This window comes from Mesorhizobium sp. B2-4-13 (assembly GCF_006658535.1).
Taxonomy (GTDB): Bacteria; Pseudomonadota; Alphaproteobacteria; order Rhizobiales; family Rhizobiaceae; genus Mesorhizobium; species Mesorhizobium australicum.
The window spans coordinates 802692-821746 of record NZ_VFVB01000002.1; the positions used below are offsets into that span (position 1 = coordinate 802692).

Consider the following 19055-nt stretch of genomic DNA (forward strand, 5'->3'; position numbering starts at 1 on the left):
CATGAGAGTTGACCAACCGCTCTTGCAGAGATCGACGCCGGTGTCACGGCAGCGGAAGGCTGAGCCGCAGCAGCCGCTCGTCATCATTGTCGATGACGATGCGTCTGTTCGGGAAGCACTATCGGAGTTGATCCTGTCCATGGGCTTTGAGCCGGTCTGCTTTGCCTCGACCCGCGAATTGCTCGACGCGGACGTCTTGGACAGCCCCGGTTGCTTGATCCTCGACGTGCGCATGCCAGGGGCAAGCGGCCTGGATCTACAGCACCATCTTGCGTCAAACGGCAATCCCAAGCCCATCATCTTCCTGACTGGGCATGGCGACATACCGATGACTGTCCAGGCGATGAAGGCGGGCGCGGTGGATTTTCTCACCAAACCGGTGCGCGACCAAACACTCCTTGACGCCGTGATCGCGGGCATTGCGGTGGATGCCAAGCGGCGGGCGGATGCGGTGGTCGTCAAGCGCAACATCGAGCGTGTCGAGACGCTGACCCCGCGCGAGCGCGAGGTGCTGCATGAAGTGGCGCGTGGGCGCCTTAACAAACAGATCGCTTTCGACCTCGGCATCAGTGAAGTGACCGTCAAGCTTCACCGCGGCAATGTCATGCGCAAGATGGAAGCAGCTTCCATCGGAGAGCTGATCCGGGCCTGGGAAACGCTGCCCCCGGCGATGCGCGAGGCCGGCGCGGCCAGGACTTTCGAAAGGGTGAACCTCGCCTCCGTCCGATAGGATCGCCCAGCGGCTGGCGCTTCTCCGTTAAGAGTAGCCTGCCCAGGACGATCCGGACTCAGACAAATTTTTATGAAGTTTTGAGCGATGATCGCCGCGTGTAACCTGGTGTTGAGGCTACACTGCCAAGCTCTTGCCGCGCATCGCCAGCTAACGGCGGCGCATTGGGAAAGCTTTGGAGCGGCGTATCTCCATCACGGCGACTATCGCTAATGTTGTGCTTCAGCCAGCCGCGAAGCTTAGTATGCTGGTGGCAGGAATTCGATCAGGGCCCTTGTGACGGCGGCCGGCCGCTCCTCCGGAACCCAATGGCCTGAGCCTTCGACTACTACGGCCCGTACGTTTTCGGCGACGTGGCGGAGATGGCCTTCGTACATCGATGCCAGGCCACCCGAACCGCTTATACCGAGTACTGGCATCGTCAGCTTGTGTTTTGCAAAGGCTTTGTTCTGTTCTTCGTCACGCGGGAAAGCCCGGTAGTACTCGAAGCCTGCGCGCAATGCGCCAGGCTGGGCATAAGAACGGCCGTAGACTTCGTCGGCTTCGGTGTCGAACGCGCGAGTATTTACCCCCTCTGCATTGTGAAACCACTTTAAATACTCAAGCTCGCGACCGGCAATGAGCATTTCCGGCACGTCGCGTACGGAGTGGAAGCGAAAATGCCAAGTGCGAGGGCCTTGGATCAATTCGTTCCACAGTTCGATGCCTGGCAGCGGGACGTCAACGATTGCCAGTGTGGTGACTTCCCCCGGGTGCTGCGCCGCATAGGAATAAGCGACCATGCCACCCATATCGTGACCGACGAGATTGACGACCGGACCAAGGTTCAGCTGATTGACAAGTGCTCGAATATCCTCGGCAATCGCCGCCTTTTCGTAGCCGGCCGCAGGCTTGGCGGTATCCCCCAAACCGCGCAAATCGGGCGCAAGTACCGTGTAACCGCGCGCCACCAGTTGCGGCATTACAAAGCGCCACATGTATGAGGTCGTGCCCCAACCATGCAACAACACCACGGTTTTCGGGCCGCCTGCTGCCAGCAAATAGTGATAGGCCACACCGTTAACGTCGGCCTTGCCGTCGACGATACGTGCCGACAGGTCGGCCGATTGCCCGAGCGGCACGCCGGAGTGCGGTGCGCTGGCAGAAGTCGATGGCCCGGCAGCAAGAACCGCAATGAGGAAACCAGAAACAAAGCTAAGGCGCATAAAGCACTCCGGGGTTGTGAGGTCCAAAGTGCTCCAAGAGCGGCAAATGCCGTGCAATTTCTATAAGGCGAAAGCTTTAAAGCCTTTGTCGTTATAATAACGCGTTGTACACCTAAGCATATTGCGCTCTGGCCGGCGGTGAGTTGATTACTCAACATGAGGACCACGTAGGCGAAACCAATCGCGGTCCGTTCGGGCGGTGACTTGCTCGCGATCAGCCGCTCCTCGTTTTGAGAAGAATCCTCATACGGCTTGATAGGTCGTGTTTGTGACAGCCGCACGCGGCACGTCGCGCACGAACCAATGTCATCGCATCATTTGCCCCATCTCAGCGACAGTTCCAGCACCTCGGCGTACCTACCCTGCACCTTGGCATCGTACGACAGATGCTTGCGTAGAATAGGTTCGCGGGGCGGATCGGCGCATCTTCTCCCTCGCAAGCCATCACGATCATCGGGCGTCGCCGCTCCTTCGCCCGCTCCTCCCCCCGAAAGCGACGGTGCAGGTCGACCCGGTGATCGTGATGGTGAGCCGACCCGAGAAGCCGCTCACCAAGGATGGACACGATGAGTATGGATGGACTTTTCACCCTCGGTGCAACCCGCCGCGACGTCTTGTTGGCCAGTTTTTCAGCGGCGGTCATAGCCGGACTGCCAGTCGCTTCGTCATCCGGCGCCCAGCAAAACACACATGTTCCCACCCCTCAATCAGGACGCAAAACAATGAGCACCATCACAACCAAGGACGGTACGGAAATCTATTACAAGGACTGGGGTAGGGGTCCGCCAATAACCTTCTCACACGGCTGGCCGCTGAATTCCGACGCCTGGGATGCACAGATGCTCTTTCTGGCCCATAATGGCTTCCGCGTGGTTGCTCATGACCGGCGGGGCCATGGCCGCTCCAGCCAAGCCACCTCCGGCAACGACATGGATGGCTACGCGGACGATCTTGCAGCCGTGATCGAGGCGCTGGATCTCCGGGACGCCACGCTGGTCGGGCATTCAACCGGGGGAGGCGAGGTCGCTCGCTATATCGGACGGCACGGGACGGAACGCGTGGCCAAGGCTGTTCTTATCGCTGCTGTTCCGCCGATCATGGTGAAAACGCCGGCCAATCCGGAAGGTCTGCCGATCGAAGTGTTCGACGGCATAAGGGCTGGCCTCCTCAAGGATCGCTCGCAGCACTATCTGGACCTCGCACAGTCGTTTTATGGTGCAAACAGGCCAGGCGCCACGGTCTCCCAGGGGGTTCTGAATCAGTTCTGGCTCTGGAGCATGCAGGTCGGTCTCGTGAATGCGTATGAATGCGTCAAAGCGTTCTCCGAAACCGACTTCACCGAGGACCTCAAGAAATTCGATATACCGACCTTGATCCTGCATGGCGAGGACGACCAGATCGTCCCGGTCAAGGATTCGTCAGTCAAGTCGGAGCGGCTGATCAAGGGCGCAAAGGCCATATATTACCCCGGCGCGCCCCACGGGATCACGGCCACACACCAGGACCATGTGAACGCCGATCTGCTCGCCTTCATCAAGGGCTAGTGCTCTCAAGCGGCGGTCATGGCTGGCCGCACAACCCCGTGCGGCCAGCCTGACTATGAAAACTCAGCATCGATGGCTGCTGGAGATCTTTCTGGTCTCAGCCGTCCGAGTTCACGCTGAGAACTGCGGTTGGCAACTGCGGCGGCTCTCGTGAAAATCATCAGAGGCAATGCAAATGGGTATACTTTCAGGAAAGACCGCGTTGATCACCGGGGGAAACAGTGGGATTGGGCTATTCGCCGCGAAAGCTTTCGCGTCGGAGGGGGCGCAGGTCGTAATCACCGGCCGGAGACAGCGTGCCGTCGAGGAGGCAGTCTCCGAGATCGGAGCCGGCGCACTGGGCATTCAGGGTGATGTAGCCGACGTGGCGCACCACGAGGATGTCGCGCGACAGATCCATCAGAGGTTTGGGGCGTTCGATATCTATATGGCGAACGCCGGCGTGAACACCATCACGCATTCGTCGGCAGTTTCCGAAGACGAGTACGATGCGCAGTTCTCTATCAATGCGCGCGGCGTCTTCTTTGGTGTGCAGAAACTGATCCCGCTGATGCGCGATGGCGGCGCAGTCATACTGACGGGATCAATGGCCAGCGAGAAGGTCTTGGAAGGCCATGCCGTTTATGCAGGCTCCAAGGCAGCCATCGGCGCCTTCGCGCGCAGTTGGGCGATAGAACTGAAATCGCGTCGCATACGCGTCAACGTGCTCAGCCCCGGCCCCGTGGATACGGCTATTCTCGACAAACTGGGTGTCCCGGCCGAAATGCGAGCATCCTTCGAGAAGTCCATGGCCGAAGCAATTCCCCTTGGTCGAATGGGCCAGCCGGAAGAACTGGCAAAAGCCGCTCTGTTCCTGGCATCGGACGCAAGCAGTTTTGTCACCGGTGTCAATCTGCGGGTCGACGGCGGAATGGCATTGCTTTGAGCTGGGGTAGCCAAGTCGCTGCCGTTTGACGGTCGAGCGTCGATCGCCATCCCACCCGGCCAGATCCAAGGTGAAAGGTGGTTTTATAGCTCCTCGGTCTCAGAACCTGTGTCAGGGCCCCCACGCACTTTCAAGGTCCTTTGGAAAGCGTGAAGAGGACCGGGGCGACGCCCCGGTCCTTCCAGGTTCTACAATTTTCGGGTGCTAGTGACCCCAGATGCCCTGGCCCGGGTCCTTGCTGGGAGCAATCGGCTTGCGCACGGTCTCCTGCACGCCGGCATCGTTGCCCGTCTTCCTGATCGAGGAGGTGTGCATGCTCTCGGAAGAGGTTGCGGGTTGCTGGACCGAGTTTGATCCGTAGTGATCGCTTCCGGCGACGGCGTTTCCTGCTGCAACAAGAAGGATTGCGGCAGCAAGAGATGTGTTCTTCATTTTGGTAACTCCATGGTTAATTTTGGATCGTATTCACAATAACAATATAAATGCTGCGTCATTGCGGAACGATCAGACGATGTGGCTGTTTGATCCATACGAAAGCATGGACTGTGAAGGCCTAAGGTCAGGGGCAATGTCGTTCGCGGTGGGAGTCTTGCCGTTACGCCGGGGCGGCAGTGGTGTTTGAAGGCAGCAGCTCCATGGATTTGTATTGGTCACGAACTCCTGCGCTGCCGGCGATCCGCGTGCGGAATACCCAGGTCACCTGATCGCAGCGATGACCCACCCTGCACCTTGGCATCGTATGACCGACCATTCCGCACAATAGGTCGGCGCCCCGGATCGGCGCATCCTTCTCCACATTGGTCAAACGGAAGGCCGACAAAGGAGAAAGCAAATGCGAAATGTCACTGGAATCCTGGCGCTGGCCGCCGCGCTTGCCGTAGCGGGTGGCGCAACGGCGCAGGCGGCGGGAGCGAAGCCCAAGCCGACGATCGTGCTGGTGCACGGGGCCTTCGCCGAATCGTCGAGTTGGGACGCGGTCATAAGCAAACTCGGCAGGGACGGCTATGTGGCGAAGGCGGCAGCCAATCCCCTCCGCAGCGTCGCCAGCGATGCCGCGGCGGTCTCGGCCATCATCCGGTCGGTTCCCGGACCGATCGTGCTGGTGGGGCATTCCTACGGCGGACCCGTGATCACCGAAGCCGCCAACGGCAATCCCAACGTGAAGGCCTTGGTATACGTGGCCGGATTCGCGCCGGATAACGGCGAATCGAGCGCCACCTTGTCCAGCATGTTTCCCGGCAGCACTTTGGCAAGCGCGCTTGCTCCAGTCGCGTCGCCGAACGGCGGCCAGGATCTCTTCATCCAGCCGGACAAATTCCGAGCCCAGTTCGCGGCCGACGTTCCCGAAGAGCAGTCGTTGCTGATGGCCGCCACCCAACGCCCGATCGCGCAGGCAGCCCTGGCCGAGCCCTCGGGCGTAGCTTCATGGAAAACGCTGCCGTCCTACATGATCTACGGCACCGATGACCGAAATATCCCGGCAGCCGTCATGAGCTTCATGGCCAAGCGCGCGCACGCCGTGAAGACGGTCGTCATCGAGGGTGCTTCCCACGCGCTCATGGTCTCGCACCCCGACGAGGTCACCTCACTTATCGAGGACGCCGCATCGGCCAGCGAGTAGCTCGCCGGAAAGCCGACATTCGACCAACACCCGCAAATCAACACCCTCAACAAAGGAGATTGGAAATGAAGATCGTCGTCATCGGCGGAACCGGGCTGATCGGCTCCAAGACTGTGGAAAGACTGCGCAGGAAGGGACACGACGTGCTTGCGGCCTCACCGAATTCGGGAGTGAACACCGTCACCGGAGAAGGGCTGGCCGTCGCTCTTGCCGGGGCACAGGTCGTCGTCGATCTCGCGAACTCACCGTCATTCGAGGAAAAGGCCGCGCTCGAATTTTTCGCGGCATCCGGGCGTAATCTTCTTGCAGCCGAAGCGGCCGCCGGCGTCCGCCATCACGTCGCGCTGTCCGTCGTCGGCACCGACCGGCTGCAGGACATGGGGTATTTCCGCGGCAAACTGCTTCAGGAAAAGCTGATCAAGGAGTCCGCTATCCCCTACACGATCGTGCACGCCACACAGTTCTTCGAGTTCACCGCCGCCATCGCAAACACCGGCGCCGTAGGGGATACCGTCCACATGTCACCGGCGTACTTCCAACCAATGGCAGCCGACGACGTTGCCGATGCGATGGCGGACGTCGCCCTAGCAGCGCCAGTGAACGGCACGATCGAAATTGCCGGCCCCGATCGCGTTCGCATGAGCGAGCTCGTCGGTCGCTTTCTAAAGGCCACCAACGATCCGCGCAAAATCGTCTCGGATCCTGGCGCTCTCTACTACGGTCAAGTGGCAATCGACGATCAAACGCTTGTCCCCGGCGAGAACGCGCGTATCGGCGCCGTTCGCTTCGACGACTGGCTCAGCCGATACACGCCACCGGCGTAAGTACTGAACGCCGGTTTCGCGACCCTCAGACCAGCATTCTCTAGCCCTCATTCCACCAAGGATATCAGACATGATCAGGAAACTCCTCTGTGCAGCGCTCGCCGCCGCATCCGTCACCGCAGCAATGGCCAAAGACGCGGACAGCGTGAAGCTTGTCTACGACCACGCGCTTCCAAATGTGCCCGGCAAGAGCTTGAAAGCCGTGCTCGTCGAGTACGGGCCGGGCGGGACATCGCCGGCGCATACCCATCCCAGTTCCGCGTTCATCTATGCCACGGTGCTGGAGGGGGCGATCCGAAGCCAGGTCAACGGTGGACCCGTGAAGACGTACCGTGCAGGCGAAAGCTTCTCGGAATTTCCGGGCGACCATCACGCCGTCAGTGAAAACGCCAGCAAGACGGAACGCGCTCGCCTGCTTGCGGTCTTCGTCGTCGATACCAACGAGACCAACCTGACGACTTACGCGAAATGAACTGGCGACGCCCTTGCCAAGGCAAGGGCGTCAAACCGGGCACACAATCGGCGAAGGAAAGGCACTCAAATGGATGCGATCGCCAGGCGCACGCTTGCAGGGGTTTCGGTCCCCGATACGCCGCTTGTTGGCCGGGCGATCGAACATGCCCGCCACCTGTGTGAGCCCTATTTGTTCAACCACGTGGTCCGATCCTGGCTCTTCGCCGTCCGGATCGCACAGGTCCAGAACATTGAGCACGACGGCGAAGTCGTTGCCGTCGGAACCCTGTTGCACGACGTCACGCTCAACGAGACCTTCGCTGGGCCGCGCCGTTTCGAGGTGGAAGGCGCCGATCTGGCTCGCGCCTTCGTCCGGCAAGGCGGCTTCGACGAGCGTCGTGCTCAGTTGATATGGGACAGCGTCGCACTCAACTCGACGCCGTCGATCGGCCTCTACAAGGAGGCCGAGGTGGCGCTGTGCACAGCCGGCATCTGCCTTGATGTCGTGGGCCTGCAATACAGTCTCATCTCTGCCGCCGAGATAGCCAGGATCGTCGGCGAATTTCCGCGTCTTCAGATGAAGCGACGGATGACGCGTTGCTTTTGTCACATCGCCAAGATGAACCCGGAAACGACCTACGATAACTTTGCCCGGGATTTCGGTGAGCGCTTCGTGGCCGGCTACAAGGCGCCGTCTTCCGTCGATTTTGTGATGAACACTCCCTTCGAAGAGTAACGAAACCTCGAACCTGATCTCTCCGGCTGCGGCCGCGAGACGCCTCAAGAGGGCATCATGCGAATTGACAGTCTACATCCAGAAACATCGGCGCGCCTTGCGGCGGTCGACCTCGACACGTCGCTGCGGGCAGCTGCGCTATGGCTGTCCAAGCCGGCCATAGGCCTGGTTGTCGTATGCCATGGCAGTGGCGAGGCGGCAGGCGTGCTGAGCAAGTCCGACCTTGTCCGTCATCTGGCGAATTCGGGGCCGGCGGAAGCGCCGGTATCGACACTGATGAGCCGGTCTTTCGTATCCTGTGGGCCCGATGACGACCTGCATTCGGTCTGGCAGACCATGACAACACAGCGGCTCCAGAACCTACCGGTGCTCGGCGCCGGCGCTAAGCCGATAGGCGTCCTCGATATCCGCGACGCGATGAAGGCGCTCTTCCAACAGGAAGAGCTCCAGGAGCGACTGCTCGCCAACTATATCGGGGGCGTTGGCTACCAATAGAGGAGAATCTCGCGACGGTGCGATGAGCACGAAAGAGCGGGAGCTCTGTCTCGCGAGATGTTTGGTCCCGCACTGGCGATGGTCCGCAGATCGCGGGACATATACTGCAGTATGGTTCGGCTTCTTACTCGATCTAATCGACCACTCCCGTCCTCTATTGTACCGTCTTCAAGCAACTGAATTCTGCCTGAGCAAACATGAGGGTTATAATGTCTCGTCCGGAAGTGAAAGTGGATGTCTTCGACAGCCCGCCCGAGATTCCCCGAGATGGCCTGCCCATTCAGCTAGCGACCGCCGGCATCGTTCATGACCTTGGCAATCTGATCCAGGTCGCCTCGTCGGCATTGAATCACCTGGCCCGTGACCCGAGCGTCTCGGCGGCTCCAGCGCTTGGGCATGTAATTTCGGGCGCCAGAACTGCCCTGGAACGAGCCGGCGCGCTTGTCCGCCAGACTATCAGCTCCGCCCGAGAGAGCCGCAGAGAAAGCGAATATGCAAATGTCGGCGCCTGTCTGGCTGAAATCGAGACCCTCATTCGAAGCGCGTGGGATCCCAAGATTCGACTCGAGGTTCGAGTGACGCCGGACTTGCCGTCAGTGAGGTGCAATCGCCTGGGTTTGCAGAACGCGATTCTGAACCTGGTATTCAACGCGCGCGATGCATCTCCCAACGGGGGCCTGATCTCGATAGAAACCGCAGTGGTCTTTGACGGCTCATCGGCTGCTCAGGTGGATATCACCACCGCCGACGACGGTGTGGGAATGACCGCCGAGACGATTGCCTTCGCATTCGATCCCTTCTTCACCACAAAAGCGCAGGGCCTCGGCGGCGTCGGCCTGCCGATGGTGAAGCGTTTTGCCGAAGAGTCAGGCGGAAGCATCGATATTCAGAGCGCGCCCGGGGCAGGCACAACCGTCACGCTGCGGTTGCCCGCGATGCGATAGCGACCGGGCAAGCTACATCCAGCCTCAAGCAACGCACATCAAGAGATAGAGATGCATGCAAAGGTCACAGAAAACATTCAACAGCATCGGTTCGAGCTCCCGATCACCGGTCAAGCCTTCGCAGTGGCGTACTATACGCTCCAAGACGGCAAGGTTGCGCTGATTCATACCGAAGTGCCTTCGGAATTTTCCAGACAGGGGATCGCGTCGCGGTTGGCGCAAGGCACCTTCGAATTGATCCGCAAAACCGGCCGCAAAGCGGTTTTGAAGTGTCCCTTCATGAGCGGCTTCGTCGCCAGGCATCCGGAATACACCGATGTCGTTGCAGGGTGATCAGGCACGAATACAGCTGTTTGCTAAAAGGTCTGAGTCGAGATGGACGACCAATATAATTTGCAGAGGTTCGTCAACGCTCAGGATCCCGTGTACGGCGACGCGCTGGCTATGCTGCGTCGAGGCATGATGTGTACTCCATACATGGAGTTGATCTTCCCGAGGTTGGCTACAGGGCGAAGCGACACTGAAGCCGATCCGTACGCGATCACATCACTCGACGAGGCAGGCGCTTACCTCCAATCGCCGATACTGGGCGGTCGTTATCGGGAATGAGTCGGCGCACTGCAACGAGTTTCCAATCTAAGTGCTCGCGCGGTCTTCGGTGATGAATATACAAAGAAATTGCACGCGTCCCTAACGCTGTTTTCCGAGGCTAGTAACGACGAGTTCCTGCTCGAGACCATCTTCGATGTCTGGTTCGACGGTCAAATCGACGAGGGTACGATGCGCAAACTCTACTCGATGTGACAATGCCGCCGGCGACCGGCGGATGTGGCCGCCGCCGAAACCGTCACCGCTCTATTTCCTTCTCTGGCAGAGGCATCAATCCCTGTTCCCCTGGAACTCCCGGGAAGCGGCCTTCACGCCAGTCCGCCTTTGCCTGCTCAATCCGGTCAACTGAGGAGGAGACGAAGTTCCAATGGATATAACGTGGTTCGGAAAGAGGCTCGCCGCCGATCAGCATCAGCCGCGCGGCATGGAAGGCAGGCGCCCGGAGCACGATCTCGGCGCCGGGCGCTAGCATGATGAATTCGCCTTCACCGAACGTGCCAAGTTGGCCCATGACTTCGATCTCCCCGGCGACAACATAGATCGCACGCTCGCGATATCCGGGTTTCACCTGATATCGCGCACTGCCCGTGAGCACGATTTCGGCGCAGACCAGGTCGGAGTACGTCCTTGCCGGAGAGACCAACCCGTCGGACACCCCTGCGATCAAAGTGAACTCGACCCCGTCGGCACAGATCCGTGGGATTTCGGGAGCGCCATAATGTGCAAAGTGGGGAGCAACTTCTTCGTGCCGGGAGGGGAGCGCCACCCAAGCCCGAACGCCGAAGAGATTGCTTCCCCGCGTTCGGGCTTCTGGCGACGTGCGTTCGGAATGGACGATGCCGGACCCGGCCGTCATCCAGTTGACCTCGCCGGGGCGGATGGCCTGCACTTCACCGAGATTGTCGCGATGGATGATCTCCCCGTCGAACAGATAGGTCATGGCCGCGATCCCGATATGCGGATGCGGGCCCATGTCGAAACCACGACCCGCGTCGAATACCGCGGGGCCGAAATGGTCGAACAGGATGAAGGAGCCGATCATCCGGCGGTTCGAGGAGGGCAATACGCGCCGCACCTTCAAACCGTCGGCAAAATCACCCATAGCAGGCTGCCTGAGTGAATCGATGCCGACGATGTCGCTTTGGACAATGGTCATGGATGTTCATCCTTCTGCAAGACCTCTCGGCCAGGTGCTCGAGCGTGCTTGAACGGGGTGGTTTGGAAGACAGCCTGAATGGCATTCAGGAGCGCGAATTTTGAGCTCTCGTGCTGCTGGCCGGGGATGCCGGTTTCCCCGTAGGCCGACGTCCCCATCGACAGGATTGCCGCAAGATCTTCGGCCATCTCGGGCCTGTCGAGCAACAGCGGCGCGAAGCTCTCCTGGTCTATCTTGTAGACCACGACGTGGGTCATTGCCCGCAATGTCGGCATCTCGCCAATACCGGCGAGCAGGCCGGTCTCGCCGAAGAAGTCGCCAGGCGCAAGCCGACCAACCTCCTGCATGCTAGCATTCCCTTGGCCATGTTGCCGGACGATCACGCCCTTCCGAACAATCATGAGGGACGGCAGCATCTCTCCCTGTTCTGCAATGACGTCGCCCTTGCGGTAGCTGCGAACCGAGATCGCCGCGGCAAGCGACTCCTGCTCGGCATCCGTTAGGGCCGAGAAGATCGGTATGGCCTTGATCAGGTCGATGGCGGCGAAGCCTCGGGAGGTCGCCGTCCCGTCACTTGGTGAGGAGGTCATGACTACCGAAGCCGAAAGTGGCGCTGCCAGCAGCACGCCGACTGACCTTGAATGGCGATAGACGAGATCGAAGATCTCGTTCCGAGCTGTAATCCGCTGATCAAGGCTGGCGACGCGAAATGACAGCTCGATCTCGATTGCAGCCGCATCCAGGCTCGTGATGGCAACCGTGGGCGATGGGTCCTGGAGGATCGAGTTGCAGCTCAGCAGGACCATGCGCATCGTGTCTACGATGACGGCCGGCGTCTTCGTCAGCGACATCTTGATCGTCACGGCAAGTCCATGGCTCTCGTCTGGGCCGCTAAGATTTGTCACCCCGATTTTGGCGACAAGGCTGTTCGGAAGCGCGATGACGTTGTGGGCCGGGGTGAGGAGTTGGGTCGAGCGCCAATTGGTCTCGACGACGCGGCCCTCGGTTCCGTCGTTCAGAATGATCCAGTTTCCCAGCACGTAAGGGCGGCCGAGGTTAAGCGCGATTCCCGAAAATACGTCGCCAAGCGTATTCTGGAGCGCCAAACCCAGCATGACCGCAAAGACACCCGACGTGGCGATGAGCGTTCCGACCGGCACGGCAAAGACGAACGCCAGTATTGAAAGGAGCATTCCCGTGTAGACGATGCCGACCACGACATCCTGCAGGAGGCGTGCCTCATGCGGCTTTCGCTCGAACACGACATAGATGCGGACAAACCCGATCAGCGCCCAGGCAAGATGCATCCACCACAGCAGCTTGACCGATCCGATGAGGATCGCTCCGCTGGTCGTCTCATCGCCTCCTGTCGGCTCGTACGGGACGACCCGCAGTTCAAGAACCATGATCGACATTGCAAGGAAAAAGACCAGTTGGACGATCAGCCTCGCATTGGCGAAGCGTTCCGGAACGAGATTCCAGACGACAATTCCAGCCAGGCCGATCAACACGATGTAGATGAGAGGAGAGCTCGACCAGCTCAATGCCAGACCTGGATCGACCATAATCGCAACCTTAGTTTTCGAACTTGTGGCAGGGTGATTCCTGGCGCTCGACACGAAGTTGTCTCGCCGCTTCGACGTAAGGGCGCGGCTTGATCCAAAGCGTTTTCTATCGGCGCATGTTCAAGCAGACGGAGAGACGATCATCGCCGCTCAACGTTCGGCCTCCGGCCCGGCGACCGCCTTTTTGCGCCGGCTCCCCTGTTCTTCTCGAGCACCGCTTCGGTAATCGAATTCGGCAGCCGGCGTGGCTTCTCGATGAAGCCCAGCACCGGCAGGGCGATCAGGAAGAAGGCGAAGTAGTAGAGCGTCGCCAACTGAGACAGGACGACATACGTGCCTTCGGCCGGCCGCGAACCAAGCCAGCCGAGAAACAGGCCATTGGCGACGAAGAGCCAAAAGAACACTCTGTACCGGGGCCTGTAAACGGCCGAGCGAACCTTGGACCTGTCGAGCCACGGCACGGCGAACAGCACCGCGATCGAGCCGAACATGGCGAGCACGCCGCCGAGTTTGGAGTCGATCGGCCCGACATTGAAGGTGATGGCGCGCAGGATCGCATAGAAGGGCAGGAAGTACCATTCCGGCACGATGTGCGCGGGTGTCTTCAGCGGATTTGCGATCGTGTTGTTGTCAGGATGGCCGAGATAGTTCGGCAGGTAGAAGACGAAATAGGCGAAGAAGAACAGGAACACGATGATGCCGAATGCGTCCTTGACGGTGGCATAGGGCGTGAAGTCCACGACATCGGTTTTCGATTTCACATCAATGCCAGCTGGATTGTTCTGCCCGACGACGTGAAGCGCCCAGATATGCAAGGTCACCACACCTGCAAGCACAAACGGCAACAGGTAATGCAGCGCAAAGAAGCGGTTCAGCGTCGGATTGCCGACCGCGAAACCGCCGAGCAGGAGCCGCTGGAACCAGTCGCCGGCCAGTGGGATGGCCGTGAAAAAGTTGGTAATGACCGTGGCTCCCCAGAATGACATCTGGCCCCAAGGCAGCACATAGCCCATGAAGGCGATCGCCATCATCAGCAAAAGGTTCGTGCATCCGAGCAACCACAGAAGCTCACGCGGCGCCTTGTAAGAGCCGTAGTAGAGCCCACGGCAGATATGGATGTAGGCGGCGATGAAGAAGAAGGAGGCGCCGTTCGCATGGAGAGAGCGCAGCAGCCATCCCGAATTCACGTCGCGCATGATCTTTTCGACTGAATTGAAAGCCAGTCCGGTATCGGGAGCGTAATGCATCGCCAGCACGATGCCGGTCAGGATCTGCGAAACCAGCATGACCGTGAGAATGCCGCCGAACGTGTAGGCGTAGTTCAAATTGCGCGGGACGGGATAGACGATGAAGCTATCGTGCACCAGCCGCGGCAGCGGCAGGCGGGCGTCGAACCAGCGCTCGATTCCGGTCTTGGGCGAATAGCTCGAATGTTTGTCGCTCATCGAATGCCCCCTCAGCCGATACGGATCCTGGTGTCGGCAATGAACTGAAACACGGGTACCGCCATATTCTCGGGCGCCGGGCCTTTGCGGATGCGGCCGGCAGTATCGTATTGCGAGCCGTGGCACGGGCAGAGCCAGCCCTCGAACTCGCCTTGCTGGCCAACCGGGATGCAGCCGCTATGCGTGCAGACCTGGACCATCACGATCCAGGCTTCCTTGCCCGGGACAGTGCGGTTTGCATCGATTGCAGCCGCATCGGCCGGCAGATTGGCGTTACGGGCGATCGGATCCTTGAGCTCGGCCAAGCTTACAGCTTTGCCGTCCTCAATTTCCTTCTCGGTGCGGTTGCGCACGACGACGGGCTTGCCGCGCCATTGCACGACCAGCGACATTCCCGCCATCAGCGAGGAGACGTCGACTTCGACCGTGGCCATTGCCTCGGCGGGCAATGCGGCAGTGCCGGTCTCGATTTCGGAAAGCTCGGCCATGATGAGGACTCCTCTGATTGGAAAGCTGCTCCAGTGCGTCGGCGTCAGTCTGGGAAACCCGGCCACGGCCTTCGCCTTTCGCGCTTGCTCATTTCTAGTTGAACTATGCAGGCCGTGGCGGGATGTGGGCCATCGTGCCAAGGGCACGTGCGTCCAATACTTTCGTTTATGGTTCCTGAGCGAATGATTACCGGAGTGTCGAGGACGCCAGGCGTGGTGGCTCTGAATTCTTGGCTGTCGCCGTTCCCCACCTGAGCGGGATTCCGGCATTGCATGCGGCAATCGCAGAACGATTGCTTAGCTTGATCATACCTCGGCATAGGCACGCCTACCTGTCGGTGTCGTAGCCTTCCTTCCCGGCAAGTGAAAGTTTCTAGAACATCAAGGACGCGGCTCCCGCCCGGTGAATTTGCGAACTGCGTCCGCATTCAAACAAGGGAAAAACCGTGAAACTCTATTACAGCCCGCTCGCCTGCAGCCTGGCCGACCACATCGCACTGGAGGAGGCGGGTGCCGCTTTCGAGCGCGAAACGGTCAATCTCAAAACCAAACGAACGGGGTCGGGGGATGATTTCACCACTGTCACGCGCAAGGGGTATGTTCCCGCCCTCGTGCTGGATAGCGGGGAAACGCTGACAGAAAATGTCGCCGTCCTCGATTGGATAGCGGCGCAATACCCGGCACTCGGCGTGGAAGGGCCGATGGGTCGTACGCGCGTTCTCGAAGCGCTGACCTACGTATCGACCGAAATACACCGAAGCTTCAAACCCATGTGGCACCAAGGCAGCGATGCTGAAATGGCCAAGGCGCGCACCACGATTGCGGCGCAACTCGATCTCTTCGCGAACGGTCTAAAGACGGATTATCTGTTCGGCGAGAAACCCAGCGTAGCGGACTTCTACCTTTTCGTGATGCTGCTTTGGGCGGCCCGCTTCCAAGTCCCTGTTCCCGCTCCTTTGGAAGCGCTGCGCGCCAGAATTGCGGCCCGCCCGGCCGTTCGCATCACAATGAAGCGCGAGGGCCTTGTCTAAGTGCGAGACCGGCCGCGTGTCGTGTCACCGTTCAGCCACACCACATTACGAAGGAGTTTGTCCATCCTTCCGTTGCTGCAGAACCTCCACCTGTTCGCTGCCAAGCGCGGCGACGGGTTACGCCCCGAATTCGTAAGGATGGGAGGCGAGGCGCCACTCAGCTTGCCCTTCCCGCGTGTTCAAGCGCAACTTTCTACACTGCCCGGCAATCGCGTCATGCCAAGGCACGCAGGGTGGGAACGCCAAGCCGATGAATGAAGGTGCTGCGCCAAAACAGGTGGCATCCGATGGTGCCGGGGAAGAGGTTGCGAGGATGGAAAATCCAAGACCGCCGGGAGAAATTGATCGCTATCGCAGGGCCTTTGTCGGCGTTGCTGCAATGGGTCTGGCCGCTACTCAATTCACGACAGTACGCCCAGCTAAGGCGCAAGGCGTTTCAGCGCTGAACGGTGCAACGACAGAACGCTCGACGGCTGCCTCGTTCGCGCTCCGGCAAATCGACGCAGGCCTGCTGAACGTCGGCTATGCGGAAGCTGGTCCGCCCAACGGTCCCGTCGTTATCCTCCTTCACGGCTGGCCCTACGACATCCATAGCTTTGTCGATGTCGCTCCCTTGTTGGCGATGGCGGGCTATCGGGTGCTCGTTCCGTACTCGCGCGGCCATGGCACGACACACTTTCTTGCCAGTCAGACGGTCCGTAACGGCCAGCAGTCGGTGCTGGCTGTCGATGTCATTGAATTGATGGATGCGCTGAAGATCGGCGTAGCAATCGTCGCCGGCTATGACTGGGGCGCGCGCACAGCCTGCATTATCGCGGCGCTCTGGCCGGAGCGTTGCAAAGCTCTCGTTTCGGTTAGTGGTTATCTGATCGGCAGTCTCGCCGCAAACAGAATGCCGCTGCCGCCGAAGGCCGAGCTCCAATGGTGGTATCAGTACTACTTTGCGACGGAACGCGGCCGTGCCGGCTACGAACAATACCGGCGTGATTTCGCAAATCTTATCTGGCGGATCGCCTCGCCGGAGTGGGACTTTGATGACGCCACATTCGATCGCAGTGCATCGTGCCTCGACAACCCGGATCACGTCAGCATCGTCGTCCACAATTACCGCTGGAGGCTCGGCCTGGCTCAAGGCGAGCCGCAATATGACGGTCTGGAAAAGCGGCTGGCCGAAAGCCCGGTGATCACGGTGCCCACCATCACCCTCGAGGGGGATGCCAATGGCGCACCCCACCCGGACAGCAGTTCCTACGCCAAGAAATTTCCAGGCAGATACGCGCATCGGATCATCACCGGCGGAATTGGCCACAACTTGCCGCAGGAAGCCCCACGGGCTTTCGCCCAGGCAGTCATCGACGTCGGCAAATACTGATCGGGCAAAATCGTGACCAACTGAGGCGGAGATGATGCTGGGGTCATTCGCGTCGGTGGTTGCAACTCCACTCCGCCCTTCCGCCGCCTGTGCCGGTCGACCGGTGGCGTTACGAACAAGATAAAGGGACCTATTGTGGATTCGACCTTGCCATCCGCTGTTTCGCAACCAGTCGTCGCGCAACTGACGCGGGCCGCGATATTCTCGTCGTGACGATAAATTCTGGACCAGAACACGAAGCGACCGTGCGCGCCTTGTGTGCCGATCTTCCCACCCTCGTGCGCGCAGTCGGGTCCCGCGACCTGGACGGCCGGCTGTCGTGTGTCATGGCGTTTGGTTCCAATGCCTGGGATCGTTTGTTTGGAGCCTCCAGACCGAAGGACCTGCATCCATTTCGCGAGATACAAGGCCGGCATCACGCCGTCTCGACGCCGGGCGACATCCTCTTTCACATTCGTGCGTCGCGGATGGATCTTAGTTTCGAACTGGCGACGCAGATCATGTCGCGGCTCGATGGCGCAGTCTCCACAGCCGATGAGGTGCACGGCTTCAACTATTTCGATGACCGCGACCTGATCGGCTTCGTCGACGGCACGGAAAATCCGGTGGCTGAGCGCGCCGTCAAGGCCGCGATCATCGGCGAGGAGGACCCCTCATTTGCCGGAGGCAGCTATGTGATCGTGCAAAAGTACCTGCATGATCTGAAAGCATGGAACGGGCTCCCAATCGAGGAGCAAGAGGGAATTATCGGCAGGAAAAAACTCACCGATGTCGAGCTGGACGATGCCGTAAAGCCGACCTCCGCCCACAATGCGCTGACCACAATCATCGAGGACGGAGAGCAGTTGGAGATCGTCCGCGACAACATGCCATCGGCGACGTGAGCAAGGGCGAGTTCGGCACCTATTTCATCGGCTACGCCCGTTCGCCGCGCAGAATCGAGCAGATGCTCGAGAACATGTTCATTGGCCGCCCGCCAGGCAACTACGATCGGTTGCTGGACTTCAGCCGTGCAGTCACCGCCAATTTGTTCTTCGTACCGTCGGCGACATTCCTGGAAAACGTTGCGACGGGGGAAGCTATTTCGACCGCTGGTCTGGGCCCGTCGGGTTGACCTGTTCGGAGTCGCCGTCAAATAGGTTCCCACCAAATATGAAAACATACGCCTTACTCGCGCGATCTCAACCCGATCGAGAGCGCCATGTCCTCAACATGGGCTAACCGTATCGTTCGGTAGAGTTCCGCGCCGTCGGCCTTGATGGCCTGACGTTTGCCGTCGGATGGGGCCGTCAACGACGCATGGCGCAGTGAATTCATCGTGGCGTAGCGCGCCCAGGAAGGTCAGGATTGGCCAATGGCCGTGCGGGCGAAGCTGCGGAGGCGTTGGCCCCTTGGCCCCTGCCGAGAAGCGGCGCCATGTTGGTCTCGATCCACGTTTCGTGAATGACACTAAACGCGCCCGATCGAAGCATCCCTGCCATGATCGGCGAGACCTGACCTATTCTCTTCAATTTCGCCGTTCGCGTTAGGATCAGTTCAGGCCAGCACACAGACGTCCTGTTAAGTCTGCTTCTGACGATCCGCGCCTCAAACCCGACAGTCCGGTTTCGGCCCAAGTGCCGACGTTTGAAAGACAAGTGGCGATCCCGGTATCAGCCAGCGGAGTCTTTCGCACCCTGTAGATTCCCACACGAGATCAATGACTTATTATAAACTCGCACATTGCAGCAAAGGCGCGCAATGTGCGAGGAATGGCGAAAACGCCAGCAAAAACAGCCAACCGAGCGCCGTACAATGTGCGCCCTTTTATCTTGCCGTCCTAATCGGTTGTGCTTTGCGAGACTTGGCATCCATCGTCGTTTCTCCTCAATGCCATGATAATATAGGAATCTGTTCTCTACGCTACGATCTC

The 19055-nt window shown here is 59.6% G+C and carries 18 protein-coding genes and 3 pseudogenes; 14 read left to right on the forward strand and 7 right to left on the reverse strand.

Features of this window, described 5'->3' with window-relative positions; genetic code table 11:
• Position 1: 1 nt before the first annotated feature.
• Positions 2–730 (forward strand): response regulator transcription factor, encoded by a 729-nt coding sequence (locus tag FJ936_RS08030; RefSeq protein ID WP_141906327.1) that lies wholly within the window; start codon positions 2–4, stop codon positions 728–730.
• 239 nt (positions 731–969) lie between these two features.
• On the opposite strand, the gene FJ936_RS08035 is transcribed toward FJ936_RS08030, so the two are convergent.
• The gene (locus FJ936_RS08035) at positions 970–1935 is read right to left on the reverse strand and encodes an alpha/beta hydrolase (protein ID WP_141906328.1); all 966 of its coding nucleotides are present in this window, start codon (positions 1933–1935) and stop codon (positions 970–972) included.
• A 722-nt stretch (positions 1936–2657) separates the two neighbouring features.
• Here FJ936_RS08035 and FJ936_RS08040 point away from each other — a divergent pair.
• Together FJ936_RS08040 and FJ936_RS08045 are read left to right on the forward strand one after the other, a co-directional pair.
• On the forward strand, positions 2658–3479 hold the full coding sequence (locus tag FJ936_RS08040; RefSeq protein ID WP_181763110.1) for an alpha/beta hydrolase: 822 nt from the start codon (positions 2658–2660) through the stop codon (positions 3477–3479).
• A 175-nt stretch (positions 3480–3654) separates the two neighbouring features.
• On the forward strand, positions 3655–4404 hold the full coding sequence (locus tag FJ936_RS08045) for a glucose 1-dehydrogenase (RefSeq protein ID WP_141906330.1): 750 nt from the start codon (positions 3655–3657) through the stop codon (positions 4402–4404).
• A gap of 204 nt (positions 4405–4608) precedes the next feature.
• On the opposite strand, the gene FJ936_RS08050 is transcribed toward FJ936_RS08045, so the two are convergent.
• Entirely contained in the window at positions 4609–4836 is a 228-nt protein-coding gene (locus FJ936_RS08050; protein WP_013896614.1) for a DUF680 domain-containing protein, read from the reverse strand.
• A gap of 418 nt (positions 4837–5254) precedes the next feature.
• Here FJ936_RS08050 and FJ936_RS08055 point away from each other — a divergent pair, with 418 nt between their 5' ends.
• From FJ936_RS08055 to FJ936_RS08090, 8 genes and pseudogenes are all read left to right on the forward strand, one after another.
• Entirely contained in the window at positions 5255–6025 is a 771-nt protein-coding gene (locus tag FJ936_RS08055) for an alpha/beta hydrolase (protein WP_141906353.1), read from the forward strand.
• 65 nt (positions 6026–6090) lie between these two features.
• Positions 6091–6849, forward strand: coding sequence for an SDR family oxidoreductase (locus FJ936_RS08060; RefSeq protein ID WP_141906331.1), 759 nt, complete (start codon positions 6091–6093; stop codon positions 6847–6849).
• A 70-nt stretch (positions 6850–6919) separates the two neighbouring features.
• A complete protein-coding gene (locus FJ936_RS08065) occupies positions 6920–7321 on the forward strand; it encodes a cupin domain-containing protein (protein WP_013896611.1) in 402 nt (133 codons plus the stop codon).
• Positions 7322–7390: 69 nt separating this feature from the next.
• Positions 7391–8038: a hypothetical protein gene (locus FJ936_RS08070; RefSeq protein ID WP_141906332.1), complete on the forward strand. Its 648-nt coding sequence runs from the start codon at positions 7391–7393 to the stop codon at positions 8036–8038.
• 57 nt (positions 8039–8095) lie between these two features.
• Positions 8096–8533 (forward strand): CBS domain-containing protein, encoded by a 438-nt coding sequence (locus tag FJ936_RS08075; RefSeq protein WP_141906333.1) that lies wholly within the window; start codon positions 8096–8098, stop codon positions 8531–8533.
• A gap of 209 nt (positions 8534–8742) precedes the next feature.
• Positions 8743–9477, forward strand: coding sequence for an ATP-binding protein (locus tag FJ936_RS08080; RefSeq protein ID WP_141906334.1), 735 nt, complete (start codon positions 8743–8745; stop codon positions 9475–9477).
• 51 nt (positions 9478–9528) lie between these two features.
• Positions 9529–9810, forward strand: coding sequence for a GNAT family N-acetyltransferase (locus FJ936_RS08085; protein WP_141906335.1), 282 nt, complete (start codon positions 9529–9531; stop codon positions 9808–9810).
• Positions 9811–9852: 42 nt separating this feature from the next.
• A pseudogene (locus FJ936_RS08090) lies at positions 9853–10281 on the forward strand (DUF1810 family protein).
• A 43-nt stretch (positions 10282–10324) separates the two neighbouring features.
• Here FJ936_RS08090 and FJ936_RS08095 read toward each other — a convergent pair.
• The 4 genes from FJ936_RS08095 to petA all read right to left on the reverse strand — a co-directional run bounded on the left by FJ936_RS08095 (position 10325) and on the right by petA (position 14740).
• The gene (locus FJ936_RS08095) at positions 10325–11242 is read right to left on the reverse strand and encodes a pirin family protein (RefSeq protein ID WP_141906336.1); all 918 of its coding nucleotides are present in this window, start codon (positions 11240–11242) and stop codon (positions 10325–10327) included.
• Positions 11239–12861: a mechanosensitive ion channel family protein gene (locus FJ936_RS08100; RefSeq protein WP_246680421.1), complete on the reverse strand. Its 1623-nt coding sequence runs from the start codon at positions 12859–12861 to the stop codon at positions 11239–11241. Before FJ936_RS08100 ends, FJ936_RS08095 begins: the two co-directional genes overlap by 4 nt.
• A gap of 86 nt (positions 12862–12947) precedes the next feature.
• Positions 12948–14252, reverse strand: coding sequence for a cytochrome b N-terminal domain-containing protein (locus FJ936_RS08105; RefSeq protein ID WP_141906337.1), 1305 nt, complete (start codon positions 14250–14252; stop codon positions 12948–12950).
• A gap of 11 nt (positions 14253–14263) precedes the next feature.
• Positions 14264–14740, reverse strand: a complete 477-nt coding sequence (gene petA / locus FJ936_RS08110) for a ubiquinol-cytochrome c reductase iron-sulfur subunit (protein WP_141906338.1) — start codon at positions 14738–14740, stop codon at positions 14264–14266.
• A gap of 446 nt (positions 14741–15186) precedes the next feature.
• On the opposite strand from petA, the gene FJ936_RS08115 reads away from it, so the two are divergent.
• The 3 genes and pseudogenes from FJ936_RS08115 (at position 15187) to FJ936_RS08125 (ending at position 18257) form a co-directional block, all read left to right on the forward strand.
• Positions 15187–15771: a glutathione binding-like protein gene (locus FJ936_RS08115; RefSeq protein ID WP_141906339.1), complete on the forward strand. Its 585-nt coding sequence runs from the start codon at positions 15187–15189 to the stop codon at positions 15769–15771.
• 313 nt (positions 15772–16084) lie between these two features.
• Positions 16085–17143, forward strand: a complete 1059-nt coding sequence (locus FJ936_RS08120; RefSeq protein WP_141906355.1) for an alpha/beta hydrolase — start codon at positions 16085–16087, stop codon at positions 17141–17143.
• A gap of 135 nt (positions 17144–17278) precedes the next feature.
• Positions 17279–18257 (forward strand): annotated as a pseudogene (locus FJ936_RS08125) (Dyp-type peroxidase).
• 165 nt (positions 18258–18422) lie between these two features.
• Here FJ936_RS08125 and FJ936_RS08130 read toward each other — a convergent pair.
• Positions 18423–18638, reverse strand: a pseudogene (locus tag FJ936_RS08130) (IS630 family transposase); the annotation flags it as partial.
• Between the last annotated feature and the right edge of the window lie 417 nt (positions 18639–19055).

Bases quoted from the DNA above. Each gene is read 5' to 3' on its own strand.
- FJ936_RS08030 (WP_141906327.1), top strand. From the start codon at position 2: ATGAGAGTTGACCAACCGCTCTTGCAGAGATCGACGCCGGTGTCACGG.
- FJ936_RS08035 (WP_141906328.1), bottom strand. From the start codon at position 1,935: ATGCGCCTTAGCTTTGTTTCTGGTTTCCTCATTGCGGTTCTTGCTGCC.
- FJ936_RS08040 (WP_181763110.1), top strand. From the start codon at position 2,658: ATGAGCACCATCACAACCAAGGACGGTACGGAAATCTATTACAAGGAC.
- FJ936_RS08045 (WP_141906330.1), top strand. From the start codon at position 3,655: ATGGGTATACTTTCAGGAAAGACCGCGTTGATCACCGGGGGAAACAGT.
- FJ936_RS08050 (WP_013896614.1), bottom strand. From the start codon at position 4,836: ATGAAGAACACATCTCTTGCTGCCGCAATCCTTCTTGTTGCAGCAGGA.
- FJ936_RS08060 (WP_141906331.1), top strand. From the start codon at position 6,091: ATGAAGATCGTCGTCATCGGCGGAACCGGGCTGATCGGCTCCAAGACT.
- FJ936_RS08065 (WP_013896611.1), top strand. From the start codon at position 6,920: ATGATCAGGAAACTCCTCTGTGCAGCGCTCGCCGCCGCATCCGTCACC.
- FJ936_RS08070 (WP_141906332.1), top strand. From the start codon at position 7,391: ATGGATGCGATCGCCAGGCGCACGCTTGCAGGGGTTTCGGTCCCCGAT.
- FJ936_RS08075 (WP_141906333.1), top strand. From the start codon at position 8,096: ATGCGAATTGACAGTCTACATCCAGAAACATCGGCGCGCCTTGCGGCG.
- FJ936_RS08080 (WP_141906334.1), top strand. From the start codon at position 8,743: ATGTCTCGTCCGGAAGTGAAAGTGGATGTCTTCGACAGCCCGCCCGAG.
- FJ936_RS08085 (WP_141906335.1), top strand. From the start codon at position 9,529: ATGCATGCAAAGGTCACAGAAAACATTCAACAGCATCGGTTCGAGCTC.
- FJ936_RS08095 (WP_141906336.1), bottom strand. From the start codon at position 11,242: ATGACCATTGTCCAAAGCGACATCGTCGGCATCGATTCACTCAGGCAG.
- FJ936_RS08105 (WP_141906337.1), bottom strand. From the start codon at position 14,252: ATGAGCGACAAACATTCGAGCTATTCGCCCAAGACCGGAATCGAGCGC.
- petA (WP_141906338.1), bottom strand. From the start codon at position 14,740: ATGGCCGAGCTTTCCGAAATCGAGACCGGCACTGCCGCATTGCCCGCC.
- FJ936_RS08120 (WP_141906355.1), top strand. From the start codon at position 16,085: ATGGAAAATCCAAGACCGCCGGGAGAAATTGATCGCTATCGCAGGGCC.